Raw genomic sequence first — 19246 nt, 5'->3', positions numbered from 1 at the left:
CCGATTACTGTTTGTACTTTGGATTTTTTTCTGTACGTTTTAGTAAAACTAAAACCGCACCTGTACCACCCTGATTATCGGGCGCACTGACAAAGGCGAGCACATCACGATGCTGACGTAACCAGCCATTTACATAGGTTTTTAAAATGGCTTCTGGTCCTTTGCCATGGACAATTTTAATGACATTCTGATTTTCATCTTTTGCCATTTGAATAATTTGTAGTACCGCACTACGCGCCTGTTCGACGGTACAACCATGCAAGTCTACGGCTTCAAACCAGCGCAATTTACCGGCTTTTAAATCTTCAAAGACTTTGTGTTGCAAAGTGGCAATCCGGTAGCTCAGGTTTGCTTGACTGGCTACAGGGTTGAGCATGGCTTGGGTATCCGACAGTTCGGCCATTTCTGACTCTGTGGGACCCACTGCAGCTGCACGTTTTGCTAGAACTTGGGCATCCAATTTCTTTTTGGGAGTTTTGGTTATGTATGCCGTATTGCCCGTATCAATTTTCTGTACGCCTTGCATGGATTTAAGAAACAATTCGGCATCATCAGGCTCTGTTGCTTCAGCTTGCTTTTTAGCTTCAGCCTGCTGGGCAACCGACGTTGAATGGGGATGATTGATTTGCTTTTTAAAGGCTTTCAGTAGGTTGTACTGATCTTTAGAAAGCGATGAATCATGTTTGCTCATAATTTCAGAAATAACTGCAAGATAAGGTTTAAGCAGCAATTATAGTCTGAATTTGCGCTGAATTGAACTAAATTACATTTATGCCAAGAGGGAGAGGGAGTGTCGCTTTAGTTTGAGAATGATTTTTTAATATAAGGGATTCTGGAAGATAGAGATTGGAGGCGTTTATAAGGTACGCCAAATTTTGAAAATCGAGCTTAATAAAAGAATGATTAGCAAATAAATTCGCTTGAACTGAATGGGCTAAATTAAGCCGATAATAAAATACGATAAAGGTCAGAAAAATGATTGAAATGAAATAAAACATTTTATTTTAGTGATTATAAGAAAAGTTTTTTTCTAAGTTTGCCAGTATCAGTTTATCTATAAAAAAGGGTAAAACACTGTTTTACCCTTTTTAATGTCAGGCTTAAATGTCTTTAGGTTGACCAAACAGAGCAGTAAAAGCTTGATCTGGACGAGGTTGCTTCATAAAGCTCTCACCCACGAGGAAGCTATGAATATCATGTTCCTGCATCATACTTATATCTTCTGGGGTTGCAATGCCACTTTCGGTAATGAGGAGACGAGAAGGATCGAGCAATTTCTTCAAACGAATAGAGGTGTCTAAGTCCACGTCAAAGGTTTTAAGATTACGGTTGTTCACGCCCAATAAGCAGTGCTCAGAAAGTTGTAGCGCACGCTCAAGCTCTTCTTCATCATGCACTTCAACCAATACATCCAGATGATGTTCGAATGCCGTTTTCGACATTTCTTCGAGTTGCTGATCAGACAAACACGCCACAATCAACAAAATACAGTCGGCATGAAGTGCACGTGCTTCTATGACATTGTACGGGTCAACCAGAAAATCTTTACGCAATGCAGGCAATGCACAGTGCGTGCGTGCAATTTGAATATTTTCATCTGCACCTTGGAAAAAATCCACATCAGTCAATACAGATAGACATGCTGCACCCGCTTGCTCATATTGCGCTGCAATTTCGGCAGGATTAAAGTTTTCACGAATAATCCCTTTAGATGGCGAGGCTTTTTTAATCTCTGCAATCACACCTGGGCGTTTATGCATTAAGGCCTGAGCAAAACCACGCACAGGCGTAGCGGCTTGTGCCCATTGTTCAACATCATGCAAGCTGCGTTGCTTAAGGCGATCAGCCAGTTCTTCATGTTTACGATCTACAATTTTACCTAAAATCGTGTTTGCGATATCCACCATGAGGGCAATCTTCCTTAAGCTTCGTATTGTTTGAGTGTTTTTGTGAATTCAGACAGTACACTCATTTTTTCTAAAGCCTGTCCGCCATAAATAATGTCATGAGCTAAAGCAACGCCTTGTTTGTAGCTTCTGGCTAAACCAGAAACATAGATGCCTGCACCTGCATTCAAGGCAATCATATCGGCAGCTTTGGCACCACGATCAGATTTATTACGACCCAAGGCATCTTTAATCAGCGCTAAACTTTCAGCAGAATCTTCAATGATTAGACCATTTAAGGTTTGCGATTCAATCGCAACATCTTCAGGATGAATCACCCATTCAGTGACTTCACCATCTTTTAGTTCAGCCACATAGGTTGAAGAGGCGAGGCTAATTTCATCTAGCCCATCTTTAGAATGCACTACCATGACATGTTCAGCACCGAGTTGCTTCATCACTTCTGCGATTGGGCGGCACAGTTCATTCGAGAACACGCCAATGACCAAACGCTTTACTCCAGCCGGATTCGTAAGCGGGCCGAGTAAGTTAAAAATGCTACGAATACCCAGTTCTTTACGTGGACCGACGGCATATTTCATGGCTTTGTGGTGGTTCGGTGCAAACAGGAAGCCAACCCCAATTTCACGAATACAACGTTCAGTTTGTTGCATGTTTAAATCAAGATTAATTCCTGCTTGTTCTAATAAGTCAGAAGAACCTGATTTGGTTGAAACACCGCGGTTACCGTGTTTGGCAATCGTCGCCCCGGCTGCTGCAATCACAAAAGCAGAAGCAGTGGAGACATTAAATAAGTTTTGACCATCACCACCTGTGCCTACAATATCAATTAGATTAGGGACATCGCTGACATCAATTTTTGTGGCAAACTCACGCATCACACGCGCAGCGGCCGTAATTTCATCAATGCTTTCGCCTTTTAAGCGTAATCCCATCATGAGTGCACCAATTTGTGCATCTGTGGCTTCGCCACTCATGATGGTACGCATGACTTCTTCCATTTGTGGCTGGGTCAGATGGATGTTTTTGGTAATATGATTTAAAGCTTGTTGAATATTCATTTATGCATAAATCTCTAAAAAGTTTTTGAAGATTTGGTGTCCGTGTTGGCTGAGGATCGATTCAGGGTGGAACTGCACGCCTTCAACAGGCAGTGTCTTATGTTTAACCCCCATAATTTCTTCCATTGATCCATCGGCTTCTTGAGTCCAGCAAGTAACTTCAAGGCAATCTGGTAAGCTGGCTTGATCAATCACCAAAGAGTGATAGCGCGTTGCTGAAAACGGCGAAGGTAGATTGCTAAAAATGCCTTTATCACTGTGATACATGTCCGATAAACGACCATGCATCACGGTTTTGGCACGAACAATCTTGCCGCCAAAAGCTTGCCCAATACTTTGATGGCCTAGACATACTCCAAGCAAGGGAATTTTGCCTGCAAAATGTTGAATGGCAGGAATAGAAATACCGGCTTCACTCGGTGAGCAAGGGCCTGGACCAATAACCAAATACTTCGGTTGCCATCGTTCAATGTCCTCCAAGGTCACGGCATCATTACGGACAACTTTCACTTCTTGGTTCAACTCGCCAAAATACTGGACGATGTTGTAAGTAAAAGAGTCATAATTGTCGATCATTAGAAGCATTTTGGATTTAAACCTCTGTTTTTAAAGGTGATAACGGTGTGATGTTGCTTGTGTTACTCACAATGTTACTCACATTAGAAATTTTGAATCAAAAGCGGATTGCATAAAAAAGCCGCTCTAGGCGGCTACTTTAGCAGAGTTTGTAACTCTTGTGACAACTTCATTGACATAACTATTTAACCAATAACTTAGTTTGCCATCTTTAAGTGGTTCTTTCACATGACCCTCTTTAATTTTGTTGTAAAGAGTGGCGGGGGTGACATTCATTCGCTGGGCAAATTCACGGACATTCACTCGACGCTCATCTTTTACCGCTACTGCTTTTTTAAGAGCCTGCATCTCATCAAAAATTGCCTGAAGCAGTTCATGCTCTGCGCTTGTTTTCATCAAGTCACCTCCTTCAAACTTTCTTCAACATGCGTACTTTTGATAGTCATGCTGCACCTCGATATTTATTTTCGTGTTTAAAGTTAGCTTCCACTAAAGCGCGTGAAAGTTGAGGGCAAACCGAATTGCCGACCATTCGAGTTTGCTCAGTTTTAGTTAGGCGGATTTCATTGCCATGTTCATCAAGTCCTTTCTCAAAAATATATGAGTCAGGAAAACCTTGTGCTTTAAAAAGCTCAACCGGTTGAAGCATACGAAAGCCAATGTCCACAATTTGGTATTGCTGTTGACCTACAGTGACCAGTCCAAAACGGTCACGTGTTGGAATTGTGCGCAGCGGCTCCCCAATAGAGTTCCCATCTTTCTCATTGCCATAAAATGCGGTCAGAAAAGCACGCACTTCCGCAAACTGATTTACTGTAGTCATTGTATGGATCGGTTCATTCAACTCCTGACCAATGCAATTGTTCTTCATCTTCGATAAATGGCTAACAACAAGTGAATTGTGATCCTTTGCTGTAATTGTATGCACTGGCTCTTTTGCTGAGCTACCAATAACACCTGTGTAGTTTTTGGCTAAAAAAGCAGAAATCAGTGCATGATGACCACCTTTAGTTTGAGCACAGATAGTTCTTAGCGGCTCATCAACTGGCATGGATCTTTTGTTGGAAGCATTAGCACATTCGGTAAGTACAGGTGCAATTCCATCAACAATAAATGGCTCAGGATTATCAAAAACGAACTTCTTTAAACCGCCAGCAATTCGCTCAAGTGTTGCAGATGCCAGTGGGCGTGTACGTGTGAAAATACTCGGACATTCAATCGACCAATCAATGCATTCCGCTGCAGTACGCCATGGTTTTAACTTTCCTTTTTGCACCTGGATAGAATCAGGGCTTCCGTGTGTAGGAGCAGGCCACTGGATCGGCAAACCATCACGACGAGCAATCAAAAAGAATCGCTTGCGAATAGTAGGGGAGCCATAATCACATGCACGTAACTCACGATAATCAACTTCATATCCTTGCTTCTTTAACGCATTCACAAAACTATTAAAAGTCCTTCCTTTTCGCATAGGGCAAGGCATACCTTTTGAGTTGAGATGCCCCCAAGTTTTAAATTCTTCAACATTCTCAAGCATGATTACTCGAGGGCGAACTTTTGCAGCCCAACGAAGTGCAACCCAAGCTAAACCGCGTATCTTCTTTTCAACTGGTTTGCCACCTTTAGCTTTAGAGAAGTGTTTGCAATCAGGTGATAGCCAAACAAGCCCAACAGGTTGATTGCCAGTAACTTCGATTGGATCAATATCCCAAACGCTTTCGCAATAGTGCATAGTTTCAGGGTGATTCACTCGATGCATTGCAAGCGCTTTTGGGTCGTGGTTGATGGCAACATCAACAGGGCGCTTGAAAGCTTGCTCTAAACCTGTACTTGTACCGCCACCGCCAGCAAAGTTGTCAATGATCAATTCATGTGGGAGTAGGTCATTCATGACTTTGCTCCTGTGCTTCGATCATGGCTTTTTCTAAAATTGGTTTATGCTCATATAACTCCAAGAAGCTATCTCCACCCATTTGCCATGGATCAATGTCAGCATCCATCCAAGATAAAGCTACCTTCAAAGATGCTTTCGGCACCAAAACAAACCCTTCAGGCACTGCATTTGCTTCTTCTATTTCAACAAGCCCATCAATAGCCAAGCTAACCAACTTTTCCAGTTCAAATTCAGGGCTTTCATACCCATTACCATCAGAACCAACTTTGAATTTCACGGATGAAATATCAACATTCTCATTTTCAAGAAGTGCCAAAAGAGAATGAATAACCATTTTTGCTGTAATAGCTGAGTTTCTAATATCCATCAAATTTCACCCCGCAATTTCTTCAATTGGATGATTATGTTGGTAGTTGCGTGGTTTAGAGCTTTCTCGGCATCTTTGGTGCTTAAGTTATTTACATACAAGCCCATGGCTAACCACATTGTGCAAAATGAAAATTCTTTTACTGCATCACCGCCTTCTTGCTTGAGAATGCCCATTACTGGTGAAACTGCCTTAGTGAAAATATCTTGAGCTATGGCGCTTGGAGCTAAACCCACATCAATTTTTTTAATTTCTAATTCTTTAATACTCATCATTTTCTCCAGACTGCTTCTTTAAACTTGGCATCAATCACCAGTTCTTCAATTTCACCAACACTGACGTTGTGGAAAATGTGGTCCATCTTTGCCCCGTACACTGTAAGTGTTCGGGTGATTGTTGAGTATTTGAATTTCATGATGCATTCCCCAGTGGACTAAAGAATGGATCTAACTCCGCACGACGTTTTTGTACCAACTCCATTGGCTTTGGTTGGATGAACTCATCGCATGATGAAACATCAATTTCTAAAGCATCCAATTCAGTAAGATCCGCAGCTTTGGAAATACGAACTGACAATGAGGCATCTTCAACTGGTGGATTAAGCACAACTAAGCGTGCATGGATTGCATCCATTAATGGCTTGCGTTGTTCTTCAGTCCATCGGACTGTGTACTTATAAAGAGCGTTTGCTTCAGCAGGTGTTTGAGCTTTTGATGCACGTTCAAGTAGCTCTCCCAAAAGCTTTTGATAGTGTTCATCTTGAGCTTGTTGAACTACAGCTTCGACATTTTCTTCTTCTGTCTGCGCGGGCTCTAATTCAACCGCATTGTCCTCACATTCTTCTAGCGGGACAATCTCAGGTTGAGGCTCTCCATTTTCAACAGATGGCTTTTCTTCTACATCATTTGAGGCGGTTTCATCCGTCGCTTCAACAGTCCCGCCGCTAACAGAAATTAATGCAAGAGCATGTGTTTCAGCATTTTCTTTTAACAGGTGAATCTGACCGCGCCGCATCAATGCCAAATCTGAGCTTGAGCTTTTCCATTTGAATGACTTGGTCAGTTCTTCGGTCAAAATAGAAGGAACAAAGCATTGAGTGCCTTTAGCTGGTGCTTCCTTAATAGGTTCAGGAACATTCATTTCCCCAATTTGGAAGAACTTGATCGCAATGCGGAATTCATAACGAGGATCAAAATACACTGTCGCCGTAAACTGTTTGATGTCTTGAAAATCATGGTCGTCATGAATCAATCGACACTCAATTTTTTGACCTGCAGCAAGCGCAGAAAAAGCTTCGGTACCATTTAAAATATTCATGTTCTTATCCTTTTAATGCTTTAACTAAATACGGGTCTAAGTCAGGTTGTTTAAGTAGCCAAACAACGTAATCTGAAGGCAGGTCTTTAATCGCCATACCTTTGTGTTTTCCGAAAGTGATCTTGGTTGGAATGCGTGCCTGTTCTGAAAAAAGGTAAAGGGACTGCATATCCTTGACACCCAACTTCTCAGCAATTGCTTTAAGCACGACACCTGTGAAATAGATATCCCATTTGGCGTTATGGGCTTTTCTTAAATGAGAACGGGCTAAGGCTTTGTCTTCCATAATCAGGTAATACAAAGCACTCAAAGTATGAGACTCATCTGGCCAAACCATTCGAGACAGGGCAAGAGTACAAATCGCCTTTACCTGAATAGATGAATCACACAAACGAATGGCTCGAATGTCGTAATCAATATTGTGGCCAATGATATGAGTCACACCTGCAGGTAAGCGAAAAGTGTTATAGCTTGGACAACCAACCAGATCCGCTTCAATAATGTGGTGAACCGCCATAGCACCAAATGCGATAGGCTCAGGACATGAGAAGTACTGGTCAAAGTTACGGCTATGATCTACCTCCAAAACACCCCGCTCAAAAGAGCAAGGTGAATGTGAAATCTCGATAGGGTAGCCATCAATCGTGTGGGTTTCGGTATCTAAAATAATGGCACTCATGCAGTCATACCTTGTTTAGCGAGATTATCGATTTCTTGTTGAACGGCTTGGATTTGTGAGATTTCAATTTGAAGCAATGAATCAACGCCAAGATGCTCACACACGAATTTAGTATCTAAACCGCGCTCATCGATGAAGGCTTGTAACTGGTCGCGTTGAACTTCATTAATCCCAGTAAATTTAGGTGGATCAAACCAACGTTTTTTCTCCTTATCAAAAGTGCAGCCCATATCACGGCCACGCAATTGCACGGCATGCCACATCGGTGTTGCATACTTGTGTTCAGAGTCAAGCGACTGAGTTAGTTGGTTTAAATCGCCAGAATGATTTGCTTCATCGCAGCTTTGTTTAAAGTTACTCAAATCAGCTTGAGCCTTGATTTCTGCTGCCTGTAACGGTGTAAGCGTATTGATGTGATCTTTTGCTTGCTTTAATAGATCCGCCAAGAAAGTTGGTGAGTTCATTAAATCAGGAACACTAACTTGACCCGTGCAGATCTCAGCACCACTTTCAGCAGTGATTACATGGCCTAAACGCCCTGAATTTTTAGCATGGTGTGTTGGCGCAGGATTAAAGTAAATCGTACGAGCGCTATCCCCGTTAGCATCGGTAGATGAATGTAAATACCCCATTACATCAGCCATACGGTATAGCAGGTTTCTGTTTTTACCCGCCAAGTCAGGACGATAGACTTTAAGCTTTTCCTTTCCAGCTTCTTCCTCAATGGCATGAGCGATGAATACTACATCTTTACCAAGTGACTGCCATTTACGAACCATGGTCATAAACTTGTTACCAGCAAGACCTTGGGCTTTTAGAGTTAATGTTTGGTCGCGCTGTCTATTATCTGGGTTCTTTAATAGCTGATCCTTGATTGCATCAAGCATTGCACCTACAGTGTCAGCAACAATAGTTTTATAACCATCATAAAAACTGTCTTTGAGGCTCTCCAAATCAGACCAATTATCCATGCGAACAATAGAACCGCGTCGCAGCTCTGGAGAAACACGGTGCTGACCTTTATCAAAGTCAAAAATCACAACGCTTTCCGCCGTGTGAGCGATTGAACTTTTACCTAAACCAGGATCGGTGTATAGGTAGCAAATAACACTTTCAACAAGCAGTGTTTTTTCGGGAGTAAATACCTGAATTCCCATGTTCTCCTCCTTAAGCCCAAACTCGTCCCATGCGTCTGTTAAACGCACGACGGTCTTGTGAAGGGATGTGTGAAGATTGCAAGCCGATTGCTAAAGTTTTACGTTTTTGGAAAGCAAGTTCACGTTTAAAGTTTTCGCGGATCCATGGCTTGGTTGCATGGGTTTCATCAGTGACTAATAGCAACTCTCCCGACTTCGTTTGCCAGAAAATATCAGCACCTTTTTGAATATAAACAGTAGGACCAAGGCGCATAGTTATATTGCGGTTTGCATCCATGCTGATGAACTCAGCAAATTTTGTTTTTACTTGAGCATTCATGAGTTTTGCTCCTGTTCTACTTCACCAAGGATGATTGAACCTTCTTCTGGCAAATCTAAATACCAGCAGTAGTAACCGGGACCGCTATGACCATCCTTTCTAAATTCGATAGCCATTTCAGTTTCAAGCTGGAACTGTAGGTCATCACCTTCCTTGGCTTCTTGAAAAAGGTCAGGTGCGCCAAATTCAACAGCTTCTTTAAGTTGCTGGCAGGACAGAATTACACTTCTTGCTTCTTGGGCTTTAGCTAACTCAGCAAACATGCGCTCAACAATTTCAGTGAAAGAACAGCCTTTCATGCTGTGATCTGCACCAAATTTACAAAGCTTATGGATAGTGCTTAAGTCGTGAATTTCGATAGTTTCTGGATTACTCATGGCTGAACTCCTGCTTTAACGATGTGTTCAACTTGAGCAGCGGTTGCATGTTGATCCACCGTGCAACTGAAAAGACCTGAAATAATCGAAACGCTACAGATGATTGCAGTGATAGAGGCGCGCACTAAACCTGATTTGCTTTTGTACTGCACTGTGTTTTCAACAGTAGGGTGCTGGTATAGATGAGAAGTTGTGCAGCTCTGGTTCTTTACGAACTTCGGCATTTGACTGTGTTTGATTGTTTGGTTCATAATGACCTCGCTACGTTACAAGCCCGCTAGATTTCCAGTCCCTGCGGGCTTTTTTATGTTTACGAGGTTTATGGTAAGTTAACTTACTTATTTGGTCAATACTACAGGTAATTTAAATTACTTTTTATTTTGTAAAACTTACTTTAGGTGTTTTAATAGACAAAAGAAAACCCATCACAGGGATGGGTTAGATGGAGTTTGTTATGGACAATCAAAAAGCAATTGAGGTTGCTATAATCCCCAAAGGAAATAAAGTTCAAATTATGGGCTGTTCTTACACACTATTAGAGGATGTCAAGGTTGATGGTAATCAAGGGCACCTTGATTCTGTTCTCAAGGCTCAAGAAGATAACGATAACGGTATTGGGATTGTAGGGGAGAATACAATTAAGTTGACTCACCCTTAACCCATTCCAAGGCTTTAATGTCGATATTCAACATAGCCCAGTCCTTCAAGTCAGTAATAATGACCACCAAAGAATCATCTGAGTCCAAATAGCCTCTCAGATCATCTCTAACTTGTATTGCTGATTTTTGACTGTGGATTATATAAAAAGATTCCAATGGTTTTGCCCACACGTTGTTGCTAACTGCAACAATTCCCTGATGCGCTTTAACATAATTTCTTCCTTTGTGTAGATCGTAACTGACAACATAGTAAGGCATTATTATCTCCACCCGATCCGTTCTAAGGAGCTGCGTCGGGTTCGCAGCTTATTGACCATTTTTCATTTTATTTCTGCGTTTTGAACGATACACATACCTAACAGAATCAATTACTTCACCAACAAACAAGCAATCTTCATCAAGAGGGATGATGTTTGGTTTGAAGTCTGGGTTTAGTGCTTGTAGGTACTTAGTCCCATCAGTTTCAATCACTAATTTCTTAAAAGTCGCATCATCGTGTTTTCTAACCACAATCACATCACCAGATTGCATGTCGCAGTACTGAACCAAGGGATCTACCAAGATGTAATCACCCTCTTGAAAAGTCGGGTAATTACTCATGCCTTGAACTTTTAAATAAAAGCAATCTTCACAATCGTCTGGTAGAGGTAGCCACTCTTCAACTTGTGACATATCAACTGCCTGAACATTAGTGAACACGCCAGCTTGAACCCAAGACAGAACAGGAGCCATTTTAGGTGCTATAGGGATGATGTTGGGTTGGTTTTCCTCTAGAGGTTTACCATTTCCAGTAAGAATGTATTCAGTGGTTGTGTCTAGTGTTTTCGCTAAAGCTATCAAACTTTCATGTTTAGGGATATTTTCATCCTTCTCCCAATAGATAACTGATGTCTTAGAGACACCAACAGCATCAGCTAAAACTTGTTGTGTAATTTTCTTATTTTTCCGTAAGGCTTTCAGGCGACTACCTAAAGTTTCCATATCACACCACCATTAGATCGTAAGTTATCTTACCAATTGACTAGGTAAGTTTTATGTAGTTTAATTAGGTAAGTTAAATTACTTTTAAGGGTGCTCGGATGACTAAGTCTGAAGCTTTAACCCTGCTTAATTGCACAGTTACACAGTTGGCAGAAAAGCTAGGGATTTCACATAACGCAATTAGCCAGTGGGATGAAAAACAAATCCCTTTAGCTCGTGAATACCAAATTCGCGATATTGCGAATGGCAATAAACCATTAAAACGAAACGCAGAAGTTGCATAGGTGACCTTATGAGTCTTGATAAAAAATCTACACATGTCCGCTTGTCTCCTGAAATACATGAGCGAGCAAAAACTCTCGCTGAAATTAAGGGTAAAGACCTTGCTCAATACCTCGCTTTCTTACTTGAAAAAGAAATCGTGGGTGAGTGGCATGTTCTTAATTTACAAGCAAAATCTTTTGAGCGCTTGGGATTGGCAGCTTTAGTGCGGGACTTGTCTACTGAAGTGAGCTTTCCAGAGGGATTTGAAGGGATTCACGGAAATTTAGGCAAAGAAAAAGCCTGATTTCGTGGATCAGGCTTTTTCAGGTAATTCAAAACACATATCAGGAATTGAATATGACTATAAATTTACCACAACACCCATGTGCTGGCAAATGCACTGAATTTACAGAAGAACAATGCTCAACCTGTTTGGTGAGCTTTGAGCCTAAGGCTGATTTTTTACCTGGTGATGTTGTGGTGCTTAAAAACCTTGACTTACTTTCAGTAACAGACTTGCTTACATTAACGGGCTTTGACGGGAAGTTTTGGCACACAGATCATCGCATTGGTCGAGTGTCAGGCTTGGTGATTCGTACAGCTACAGTGGCAGAGCTTAAAGCCAAGCGTCGTTTAGATCCTCCAGTAGCCTTATTCGTATCGGAGGCATCATGAACGGACATTTTCAAAAGCAATCAGAGCATAAACAAACACAACAGGTTCAATCTTTTTACGAGCCTGCTTTAGAAATGCTGGAAAAAATTTATCAGGTAAAACGCGGAAATCTAAAACGCCGTGGTTATCCAGCAGATAACGCTGCAGTGACAAAAGAAGAGCTTGCTCAGCAGATGGCATATTGCTTCCGCATAACCAACTGGCTGGCACATCAGGTCATAACGAGTCTGATTAAGGCTGAAAAAGTTCAGGCATTTGGTGGCTATGTTAAGCCTAAGGTTGGTGAGGCATGAGATATGCAGCAAAGCGTGGTCAAAAGGCACCTCAGGCACCTGCACCAATTGAGTCTGTAATTCAGTTGCTTGAGCCAGTAAAAGTCTATACAGCCAAAGAATTAGCCGCAATGCCGTTGTCAAAAATGAATGCGGCGATTGCAGCACAAGAGGCATATTTCATTATCGAGCATACAACTCAAATGGGGGGGGCTGCCGTAGCGATCCGTCACGCCATGCAGGAAGGTGCTCTATTAATTCAAGTCAAAGAAAAATCCAGAACACGCTACAAGCTCAACAACGAATTTGTCGAACCTCGAATTATTCGTCAGTTGGAAAAGCGTGGTCTGGTGAAACTAAGTGGAGTTGATCATGCATAAATATTTACATCACATTGGCGACTTCACTCGGGATACTGTGCATTTAACAGCACTAGAAGAATGCTTCTATCGCCGTGCATTGGATTTTTATTATTTGAATGAAGCTCCATTACCCAAAGAAACCCAGTCGGTTTTCCGTCGGTTACGTGCAAATACCGAAGAAGAAAAACAAGCTGTATTAAATGTACTCGCAGACTTCTTTACCGATGAAGAAGATGGTTTTCACAACAAGCGTTGTGATGCCGAAATCCTTGGCTATAAAGGGAATGCTCAGAAAAATCGTGAAAATGGTAAGAAAGGTGGGCGACCTCCTAAGAAATCATCAAATGAAAACCCAAGCGGTGGAAATGATGGTGATTCTAATAACCCAGAAAAAACCCACTCGGTTAATTTGGGTTCTGAAAATGAAACCCAAAAAAACCTTAACCATAAACCATTAACCGATAACCAATTTATAGATAGTAGTAGTAATACGCGCGAGGCTGAAAATTCAGGTGTCCCTCCAATTCAGTTTGCAACGTACAAACAGGAAGACCATAAGCGCTACACGTTACTGGAATGTGCAAACCAATATCCAATCCATGAAGATTTCATTGCATTGGCTTCAAATCGATACACCGATGTGAACTCACAAGATCTTCAAACCATGTTTGTTAGCTTTGGTGATTGGTTTACAGCAACGGATACAACAAACCCAAATACACCAAGTGTCTGGTTGGTGAAGTGGTATTCATGGATTCAAAACAACAAGGATCAAGTTAAGCGTAACCGTGAAAAACAAACTCAATTGACCAAACAACAGAACCAATCTGAACAACCGGGATATTTCATGAACATGGTTTCTGAGCAACAAAGATCCAATGTGATTGATGTAACCCCTGAAGTTCCAGCGTTAGGAGGATTTCGTTCATGAACAACCAAATCACTCAAAACGATATCCAGTTCCTGATTGCAACGTTACGCACACTGCATGCATCACAGTTCAATAAAAACTTTCCTGCTGAAGGACCAACAGCAATTCCTATGAGCATGGTTGAGGCAATCGTGGGTAATGCTTTGAGTGGAGTTACTAAGCATCAGTTTGATCGTGGAATTGTCTTGCTCAGCACATCAGGTAAAAAATACATGCCCAGCTTTGCTGATTTCAAAGAAATGTGTGTTGGCCAAGATTGGTGGAATGCTCAAAAGGCTTGGGTGAAAGCATGCGAGTACACCAAGATCGTACATCATAAAAAGACCAAACTTGCTGATAACAAAGAGCAATACCAAGAAATTACCACGATTGCCAAGTTTGCCTTGGATCAAGTAATGCTGCTAATCACAGATGGTGAGATGTATGAAGCAAAGCGCCAGTTCATTCGCTTGTATGAGGAATATCTTGCTGAGGCTCAACTGAAAGGTCGCGTGCAAGAGTGGTATCAAGAACCTGCTCAACTGACTTGGAATAACGAGAAGAAAGAACATCTGCCGGTTGAAAGGGAGGATGCTCGATTAGCTTTAGAAAACCTGAAACAGCGCATGAACATACGCAATCGCCATGTAGAAAAACCACAGGAATTTAAGCCGACTAAAAAACAACAACCGGTAAAGCAAGAACTTGGTCCAGATCCATTTGATAACCCAGCAGCGTATGCAGAAATGTGTCGTCGTGATGGTGTACCTGTGCCTAGAGATATTGCTGCATTGGTAGGAGGTGGAGCGTGAGTGTCGAAACCAAAATTGAGGATAAGAACAGCAAAGGCTCAAGAAAATTCACCTATGCGCAAACATTTGAATCAATGCTTGAGGTTCTTCTGTTTGCTGTATTCCGTGAAGAGCCTATTTCATGGAGGGATCTATCAGAGCATGTCTCCGATAAAGATAGACCAACTTTAAACAGATACCTTCGCTCGCTTGAGGCGCTGGGGTATTTGGAGAGAAAGGATAAGACATCGAACAAGGTGCATACATACGTTGCAACTGAGAAGTCTAAGCAGTTGTTTGGGGTAAATAAGTGACCTCAATCAGCGTTGCCCAGTACCGTGAAATGTTCCCGAAACCAAAGCAATCGAAATGTAAGGGGAACAAGTTTAAAGCCATGAAGGTCGAACTTGATGGAATGACTTTCGATAGCAAAAAGGAACATCAACGTTACATCGAACTTAAAGCGATGCAGCAATGCGGAGAGATCAGAGACCTAAAGCACCATACCAAATTTGAATTGGCACCAAAGACAAAGATTGAAGGGGAGAAAAGAGCAAAACCAGCATTACGATACTTTGCTGATTTCACGTATTACCGCATTACTGGAGAGTTTGTAGTGGAGGATGTGAAGTCGGCAGCTACAAGAAAATTAGCGAGTTATCGCAACAAGAAACACTTGATGAAAACAGTGCACAACATAGACGTAAGAGAAGTTTGAGGTGATGGAATGAATGCAGCAGTGACAATTATGCAAACTACAGATTGGGCAAAATTCAGTACCGAAGATTGGTTTCGTCAATTTGGTGCGTGGATGAATGGGGACACTGAAACGAAGAAGTTGGTTTATAAATCACTACCGACTCGCAAGCTCACTCAGAAGCAGCGTGAAGAATTAATTGCAAAATACATGAATGATGAAAACTTCAATGAGCCGCGATTGAGAAAAGGTACTGCTTGTAAAATTTCTGATAATGAGGCACGTGCTTTTCAGCGGATTGTTTTGGATATACGCCAAATCGAGAGTGAGCCATTGCAAGAATGGATGGACGTTGTTTGGCAAATTTGTGTTGAAAATAAGAAGCTCAGGGAAGTGGCGGCAATGTATGAGACATCTACAATTCAAATTCGCCAGGATATGAAATGCGCATTGGCATTTATCTCGGGGCGTTATCCAAATTTAAAATCAGACTTACTTCAAAAGTGATTGCTTGTGTACACAGGTTATGGCATATTTGTGGTAAGTTGGCGATTTGTGTAATTAACGCCATTAAAAAGCCTCGCAAATGCGGGGTTTTGTCATTTTTGGGGTGTGTATGGCTGATGAAGATCAATTTGATAAAGAAGTCTATAAAGCATTATATGAGTTTCAATTAAAAGGGCTTGAAAGTGTAAAGGCGTTGCATGCAAAACATGAGGATAAAGCTGCCAAATATTTAACATTTACATCAATAATAATTGCAGCTGTGAGTATATTTTCAAAACAGTATTTGTTTGATGTGGCAAACAAATCTTTCATCTTTTATATTATTGTTCTATTGATGGTTTTAGTTTTCTTATCATTGTCTAGTATTGCCAGAAATTTATTCCATGTTCTGGAGGTTAGTAAGGTTGGAAAGTTGGAAAATAATAAGAATATGGTCCATTACTTTACACAGAATGAATTAACGACAATCTACTATTATCTTTCAATAGATATGGCTGAGATCATTCAGACATATGAAGATAGAAATGCCATAAAAGTTGAATATTTGAATAAGGCATTTGGGGAGATAAAATTCTGTGGATTAATTTTTGTGTTAACTGTACTATTAATAATTGTTGATATTTTAATCATTTGAGTAACATGGAAAAGATTAGATCTAATAAACCAGTACCGCCTGAAGTTGATAGGCCACCAATAGTTGTTGAAGAGAGAAGCGATAAAAGTAAACTGGAGCATAGATAATATGAGCATATGCGCATCTAAGCCAGTACCACCACCAGCCCCAACACCACCAATTAAAATTGTGGGGGATTCTATGCCAAAAGGCCTGGGCGGTAACAAATCGAAGTAATAAGTTAATTTTTCTGAGGCCTCACGCACGTGAGGCTTTTTTGTTGCCTGAAGTAAAGCCATGCCCACATTCTAAGGCTTGCTAATTAGCTAAAGACTGTTTGAGTAAGCACGTATAGATCCAACGAAATAGGATACAACCCATGTAGTTCATCGAGCATGGATAGGATATGCAGGAAAGTAAAATCAGAATTGGGAGTGATGCCCCGCCAAAAAAATGAATACGAAAGCTGAAACTAAAAATACTGTGCTTATCCAGTGGTTTTTAAAGTAAGTGAGTAGCCGTGGACCACAGCACTGAGCTTCTGTGGTAGCTATTCGAATGATTCAGGAGAACATCATGCTCCGATTTTTAATGTGTTTATTTGGATTTCATGGTGCTATAGAAATTGACTACACGATTGATGATGAAGAGATCAATGTGTGTCGAGAATGTTTGAAAGAGATCAAGTAGCTAAATAGCTAACTTTTTTAGTTTTTCCCTCATTGTTAGCTATATGGCTAGCAATTCTGTCTAGCTATATTAGTAGGGTGCATTTTTATATGTTATAAAAGAATAGACTTAATTTAATAAGTATCTGAAATGGTTAATTTAGTTAATAAAATATTAGATGACTATGATAACTATTGTCGAGAGACACTAGCAGGCGAGTTTATTGAATATAAACCCACTAAACACGGATCAGTACATGATTATCAAAAATATAAGTACCGGATTGTAAGCACATACCCAAGAGAGGTAGTAGAGGCAAATGATTTAACAGTTCCAGCTAAATATTCAGTTGCATATACTGAAATAGTTAAAGATATAATTGAAGGTAAACCACTTAAAAAGTATCAAAGTAGAAACTTAAAAAGAATAAACTACAATGATGATATGTTGTCACATTGGAAAATTCAGCATTTTCACTTGGGTAGAAATATTGAAGAAGATGGTTTTGTTGAAAGAACTAAAGATCTATTATTTATTTTTTTTGTGAAACGCAAAGCATATATTTTAGGTATTTTTTCACATGGCGATTGGTGTGATACAAGTATTATTGAAATCCTTCATAGTAACTGGCCGACAGAACTTTTACTTTACAAAAGTGAAAATACAGGTAAATTTTTAACAGCTGAAGAACATAGAGTATTAAGAAAGAAAAACTTCAACACCACAATTACAATGCAAGATGGAACAGAATATTTTGGACCAGGCTTAGGTGTTATGTTGGGCGGTTCGCCTGTAGAGGCAGTTCAAAATGCACGAAAAGTAATGATGTCTTTTGAGAGAGATTTTGAAATTATAAGTTTAAATATTGACCTAATATTAAATTCAGATCCAAACAATAAATTAATAGCGGATGCGGTAACAATAGGTTTAGAGATGAACCATGAACAAAGGAAATTTATCTATAAAATATACGAAACTGGTTTTAGATTCTCATTAGATATACAGTGATTTTAATAGATAAAAAATGCCACCTTCGGGTGGTTTTTTATTGGGCGCAATTTATGAACGAAAACGACTACTTCTGGAAAACTAAAAAGCGCCCACCCAAAACGAGACCACGCTCTAAACCATTACCTAAAGCTAAAGACGTATATTTAGAAGCAGAAGAAGAATTTAAGCAGGCTTTAAATGTCTTAGGCATCAAGTACGAGAAGAAATTTCAGTTTAAATCTACCAAGCATTGGCGGTTTGATTTTCATTTGATTGAGCATCGAATTTTGGTTGAGATATCTGGTGGACCTTGGTCGGGTGGACGCCGTGGCAAATTAGCAAATAAAGCTTGGAGTATGGATCGATATGATCATGCTGCCGAAATGGGTTTTACCATTGTTCGATTAGAGTCTGCTAACAAATACAAGATTGATGAATTTGGACCATTGCAGATAGAAGCTAAATTTGCATCTCAATGGCTTAAAAACTTAAGGAGAGAATCATTCAATGGACCAGATCAGACCATTCCCGCCAACGGATCTGATTGATCAGGCGGAGGAAGAGGAAGCGATTCGCTTAGCACCCGCCGTGGAGCTAAAAGACTGGGTGATTCAAAATTTCTTAACACTTGGTGGTGAGCTTCACAATCCAGACCATGACCATATTGCTGAGCTACTACATGATGACGAAACATTCTTAGCATTTGCTTGGGCTTCATCTGCTTGTATGGCTAAAAAGCGAATGGTATTGGGTCAATGTGAAAAAGTGATGTTTAACCAAGGTGGTTGGAAGAAAGCACGCCAGGAACAACAGATGCGGGATTGGTTTGGCTATGTGCCTGTCTATCTCATTACTATTGATGCCAGTTTTTGTGAAAACTCGAATGACCATGACTTTTGTGCATTGATCGAGCATGAGCTTTATCACATTGGTGTTGAGCGTGATGAAGATGGTGAAATCATCTACAGCGACCACACTGGCTTACCTAAGCATTACTTGGCTGCTCATGATGTAGAAGAATTCATTGGTGTGGTTAAACGCTGGGGAGCAAACGAGAACGTGAAAAGGCTTGTTGAAGTTGCTAAGCAAGCGCCGTTTGTATCAGAGAAGAATATCGCTGCGTGTTGTGGGACTTGTTTAATTAATTGAGCCTTATGGCTCTTTTTTTTGGCTATTTAGTCTTACGTAGTCTTACAAAGGGG

Annotated in this window: 31 protein-coding genes; 15 read left to right on the top strand and 16 right to left on the bottom strand. The window is 40.7% G+C overall.

The genetic code is table 11. The annotated features are described in order from the left end of the window. Positions 1-4: 4 nt before the first annotated feature. The 14 genes from AC6CHI_RS05020 to AC6CHI_RS04955 form a co-directional block, all read right to left on the bottom strand. Complete coding sequence (locus tag AC6CHI_RS05020; RefSeq protein WP_498119818.1) at positions 5-691, bottom strand: Smr/MutS family protein; 687 nt, start codon at positions 689-691, stop codon at positions 5-7. A gap of 409 nt (positions 692-1100) precedes the next feature. Then, positions 1101-1907: an indole-3-glycerol phosphate synthase TrpC gene (gene trpC / locus AC6CHI_RS05015; protein ID WP_498119816.1), complete on the bottom strand. Its 807-nt coding sequence runs from the start codon at positions 1905-1907 to the stop codon at positions 1101-1103. 14 nt (positions 1908-1921) lie between these two features. Next, positions 1922-2968 (bottom strand): anthranilate phosphoribosyltransferase, encoded by a 1047-nt coding sequence (gene trpD, locus AC6CHI_RS05010; RefSeq protein WP_498119814.1) that lies wholly within the window; start codon positions 2966-2968, stop codon positions 1922-1924. Further along, positions 2969-3553, bottom strand: coding sequence for an anthranilate synthase component II (locus AC6CHI_RS05005; RefSeq protein WP_100241397.1), 585 nt, complete (start codon positions 3551-3553; stop codon positions 2969-2971). 117 nt (positions 3554-3670) lie between these two features. Continuing rightward, on the bottom strand, positions 3671-3940 hold the full coding sequence (locus AC6CHI_RS05000; protein ID WP_498119812.1) for a hypothetical protein: 270 nt from the start codon (positions 3938-3940) through the stop codon (positions 3671-3673). Positions 3941-3986: 46 nt separating this feature from the next. Next, positions 3987-5435, bottom strand: a complete 1449-nt coding sequence (locus AC6CHI_RS04995; RefSeq protein WP_498119810.1) for a DNA cytosine methyltransferase — start codon at positions 5433-5435, stop codon at positions 3987-3989. Further along, a complete protein-coding gene (locus AC6CHI_RS04990) occupies positions 5428-5805 on the bottom strand; it encodes a hypothetical protein (protein ID WP_498119808.1) in 378 nt (125 codons plus the stop codon). Before AC6CHI_RS04990 ends, AC6CHI_RS04995 begins: the two co-directional genes overlap by 8 nt. Next, positions 5805-6077, bottom strand: coding sequence for a hypothetical protein (locus AC6CHI_RS04985; RefSeq protein WP_498119806.1), 273 nt, complete (start codon positions 6075-6077; stop codon positions 5805-5807). Before AC6CHI_RS04985 ends, AC6CHI_RS04990 begins: the two co-directional genes overlap by 1 nt. 139 nt (positions 6078-6216) lie before the next feature. Next, complete coding sequence (locus tag AC6CHI_RS04980; RefSeq protein WP_498119804.1) at positions 6217-7122, bottom strand: hypothetical protein; 906 nt, start codon at positions 7120-7122, stop codon at positions 6217-6219. A 4-nt stretch (positions 7123-7126) separates the two neighbouring features. Continuing rightward, complete coding sequence (locus tag AC6CHI_RS04975; RefSeq protein ID WP_498119803.1) at positions 7127-7801, bottom strand: putative quorum-sensing-regulated virulence factor; 675 nt, start codon at positions 7799-7801, stop codon at positions 7127-7129. Beyond that, positions 7798-8958, bottom strand: coding sequence for an ATP-binding protein (locus tag AC6CHI_RS04970; protein WP_498119801.1), 1161 nt, complete (start codon positions 8956-8958; stop codon positions 7798-7800). The genes AC6CHI_RS04975 and AC6CHI_RS04970 overlap by 4 nt, the downstream gene beginning before the upstream one ends. A gap of 10 nt (positions 8959-8968) precedes the next feature. After that, complete coding sequence (locus AC6CHI_RS04965; RefSeq protein ID WP_498119799.1) at positions 8969-9277, bottom strand: hypothetical protein; 309 nt, start codon at positions 9275-9277, stop codon at positions 8969-8971. After that, a complete protein-coding gene (locus AC6CHI_RS04960; RefSeq protein WP_498119798.1) occupies positions 9274-9654 on the bottom strand; it encodes a hypothetical protein in 381 nt (126 codons plus the stop codon). Before AC6CHI_RS04960 ends, AC6CHI_RS04965 begins: the two co-directional genes overlap by 4 nt. Beyond that, positions 9651-9905, bottom strand: coding sequence for a hypothetical protein (locus tag AC6CHI_RS04955; protein ID WP_498119796.1), 255 nt, complete (start codon positions 9903-9905; stop codon positions 9651-9653). Before AC6CHI_RS04955 ends, AC6CHI_RS04960 begins: the two co-directional genes overlap by 4 nt. Positions 9906-10108: 203 nt before the next feature. Between AC6CHI_RS04955 and AC6CHI_RS04950 the strand changes: the two genes are divergently transcribed. Continuing rightward, positions 10109-10312 carry a hypothetical protein gene (locus tag AC6CHI_RS04950; RefSeq protein ID WP_498119794.1) on the top strand — a complete coding sequence of 68 codons (204 nt, stop codon included), beginning with the start codon at positions 10109-10111 and terminating at the stop codon, positions 10310-10312. On the opposite strand, the gene AC6CHI_RS04945 is transcribed toward AC6CHI_RS04950, so the two are convergent. Further along, positions 10293-10571, bottom strand: a complete 279-nt coding sequence (locus AC6CHI_RS04945) for a hypothetical protein (RefSeq protein WP_498119792.1) — start codon at positions 10569-10571, stop codon at positions 10293-10295. The two genes, AC6CHI_RS04950 and AC6CHI_RS04945, sit on opposite strands and share 20 nt — an antisense overlap. Before the next feature lie 48 nt (positions 10572-10619). Continuing rightward, positions 10620-11294 (bottom strand): LexA family protein, encoded by a 675-nt coding sequence (locus tag AC6CHI_RS04940; RefSeq protein WP_498119790.1) that lies wholly within the window; start codon positions 11292-11294, stop codon positions 10620-10622. A 98-nt stretch (positions 11295-11392) separates the two neighbouring features. On the opposite strand from AC6CHI_RS04940, the gene AC6CHI_RS04935 reads away from it, so the two are divergent. The 14 genes from AC6CHI_RS04935 to AC6CHI_RS04870 all read left to right on the top strand — a co-directional run bounded on the left by AC6CHI_RS04935 (position 11393) and on the right by AC6CHI_RS04870 (position 19193). After that, a complete protein-coding gene (locus AC6CHI_RS04935; protein ID WP_498119788.1) occupies positions 11393-11578 on the top strand; it encodes a Cro/CI family transcriptional regulator in 186 nt (61 codons plus the stop codon). An 8-nt stretch (positions 11579-11586) separates the two neighbouring features. Continuing rightward, on the top strand, positions 11587-11862 hold the full coding sequence (locus AC6CHI_RS04930; protein ID WP_498119786.1) for a hypothetical protein: 276 nt from the start codon (positions 11587-11589) through the stop codon (positions 11860-11862). A gap of 53 nt (positions 11863-11915) precedes the next feature. Further along, positions 11916-12233: a hypothetical protein gene (locus AC6CHI_RS04925; protein WP_498119785.1), complete on the top strand. Its 318-nt coding sequence runs from the start codon at positions 11916-11918 to the stop codon at positions 12231-12233. Further along, on the top strand, positions 12230-12526 hold the full coding sequence (locus AC6CHI_RS04920; RefSeq protein ID WP_498119783.1) for a hypothetical protein: 297 nt from the start codon (positions 12230-12232) through the stop codon (positions 12524-12526). The genes AC6CHI_RS04925 and AC6CHI_RS04920 overlap by 4 nt, the downstream gene beginning before the upstream one ends. Then, on the top strand, positions 12523-12885 hold the full coding sequence (locus AC6CHI_RS04915; RefSeq protein WP_498119782.1) for a hypothetical protein: 363 nt from the start codon (positions 12523-12525) through the stop codon (positions 12883-12885). Before AC6CHI_RS04920 ends, AC6CHI_RS04915 begins: the two co-directional genes overlap by 4 nt. After that, positions 12878-13798 (top strand): YdaU family protein, encoded by a 921-nt coding sequence (locus AC6CHI_RS04910; RefSeq protein ID WP_498119780.1) that lies wholly within the window; start codon positions 12878-12880, stop codon positions 13796-13798. Before AC6CHI_RS04915 ends, AC6CHI_RS04910 begins: the two co-directional genes overlap by 8 nt. Next, positions 13795-14589, top strand: coding sequence for a hypothetical protein (locus AC6CHI_RS04905; RefSeq protein ID WP_498119778.1), 795 nt, complete (start codon positions 13795-13797; stop codon positions 14587-14589). The genes AC6CHI_RS04910 and AC6CHI_RS04905 overlap by 4 nt, the downstream gene beginning before the upstream one ends. Beyond that, a complete protein-coding gene (locus tag AC6CHI_RS04900; RefSeq protein WP_498119776.1) occupies positions 14586-14882 on the top strand; it encodes a winged helix DNA-binding protein in 297 nt (98 codons plus the stop codon). Before AC6CHI_RS04905 ends, AC6CHI_RS04900 begins: the two co-directional genes overlap by 4 nt. Then, on the top strand, positions 14879-15286 hold the full coding sequence (locus AC6CHI_RS04895) for a DUF1064 domain-containing protein (RefSeq protein ID WP_498119774.1): 408 nt from the start codon (positions 14879-14881) through the stop codon (positions 15284-15286). The genes AC6CHI_RS04900 and AC6CHI_RS04895 overlap by 4 nt, the downstream gene beginning before the upstream one ends. 9 nt (positions 15287-15295) lie before the next feature. Then, positions 15296-15772, top strand: a complete 477-nt coding sequence (locus AC6CHI_RS04890; protein ID WP_498119773.1) for a hypothetical protein — start codon at positions 15296-15298, stop codon at positions 15770-15772. A 109-nt stretch (positions 15773-15881) separates the two neighbouring features. Continuing rightward, the gene (locus tag AC6CHI_RS04885; RefSeq protein ID WP_498119771.1) at positions 15882-16406 is read left to right on the top strand and encodes a hypothetical protein; all 525 of its coding nucleotides are present in this window, start codon (positions 15882-15884) and stop codon (positions 16404-16406) included. Positions 16407-17204: 798 nt separating this feature from the next. Continuing rightward, entirely contained in the window at positions 17205-18062 is an 858-nt protein-coding gene (locus AC6CHI_RS04880) for a hypothetical protein (RefSeq protein WP_498119769.1), read from the top strand. Positions 18063-18115: 53 nt separating this feature from the next. Next, positions 18116-18592 carry a hypothetical protein gene (locus AC6CHI_RS04875; RefSeq protein WP_498119768.1) on the top strand — a complete coding sequence of 159 codons (477 nt, stop codon included), beginning with the start codon at positions 18116-18118 and terminating at the stop codon, positions 18590-18592. After that, a complete protein-coding gene (locus AC6CHI_RS04870) occupies positions 18552-19193 on the top strand; it encodes a putative metallopeptidase (protein WP_498119767.1) in 642 nt (213 codons plus the stop codon). The genes AC6CHI_RS04875 and AC6CHI_RS04870 overlap by 41 nt, the downstream gene beginning before the upstream one ends. The last annotated feature ends 53 nt before the right edge of the window (positions 19194-19246 follow it).

It is taken from the genome of Acinetobacter sp. GQ146 (assembly GCF_059758585.1).
This window is presented reverse-complemented; position numbering and strand designations above follow the sequence as displayed.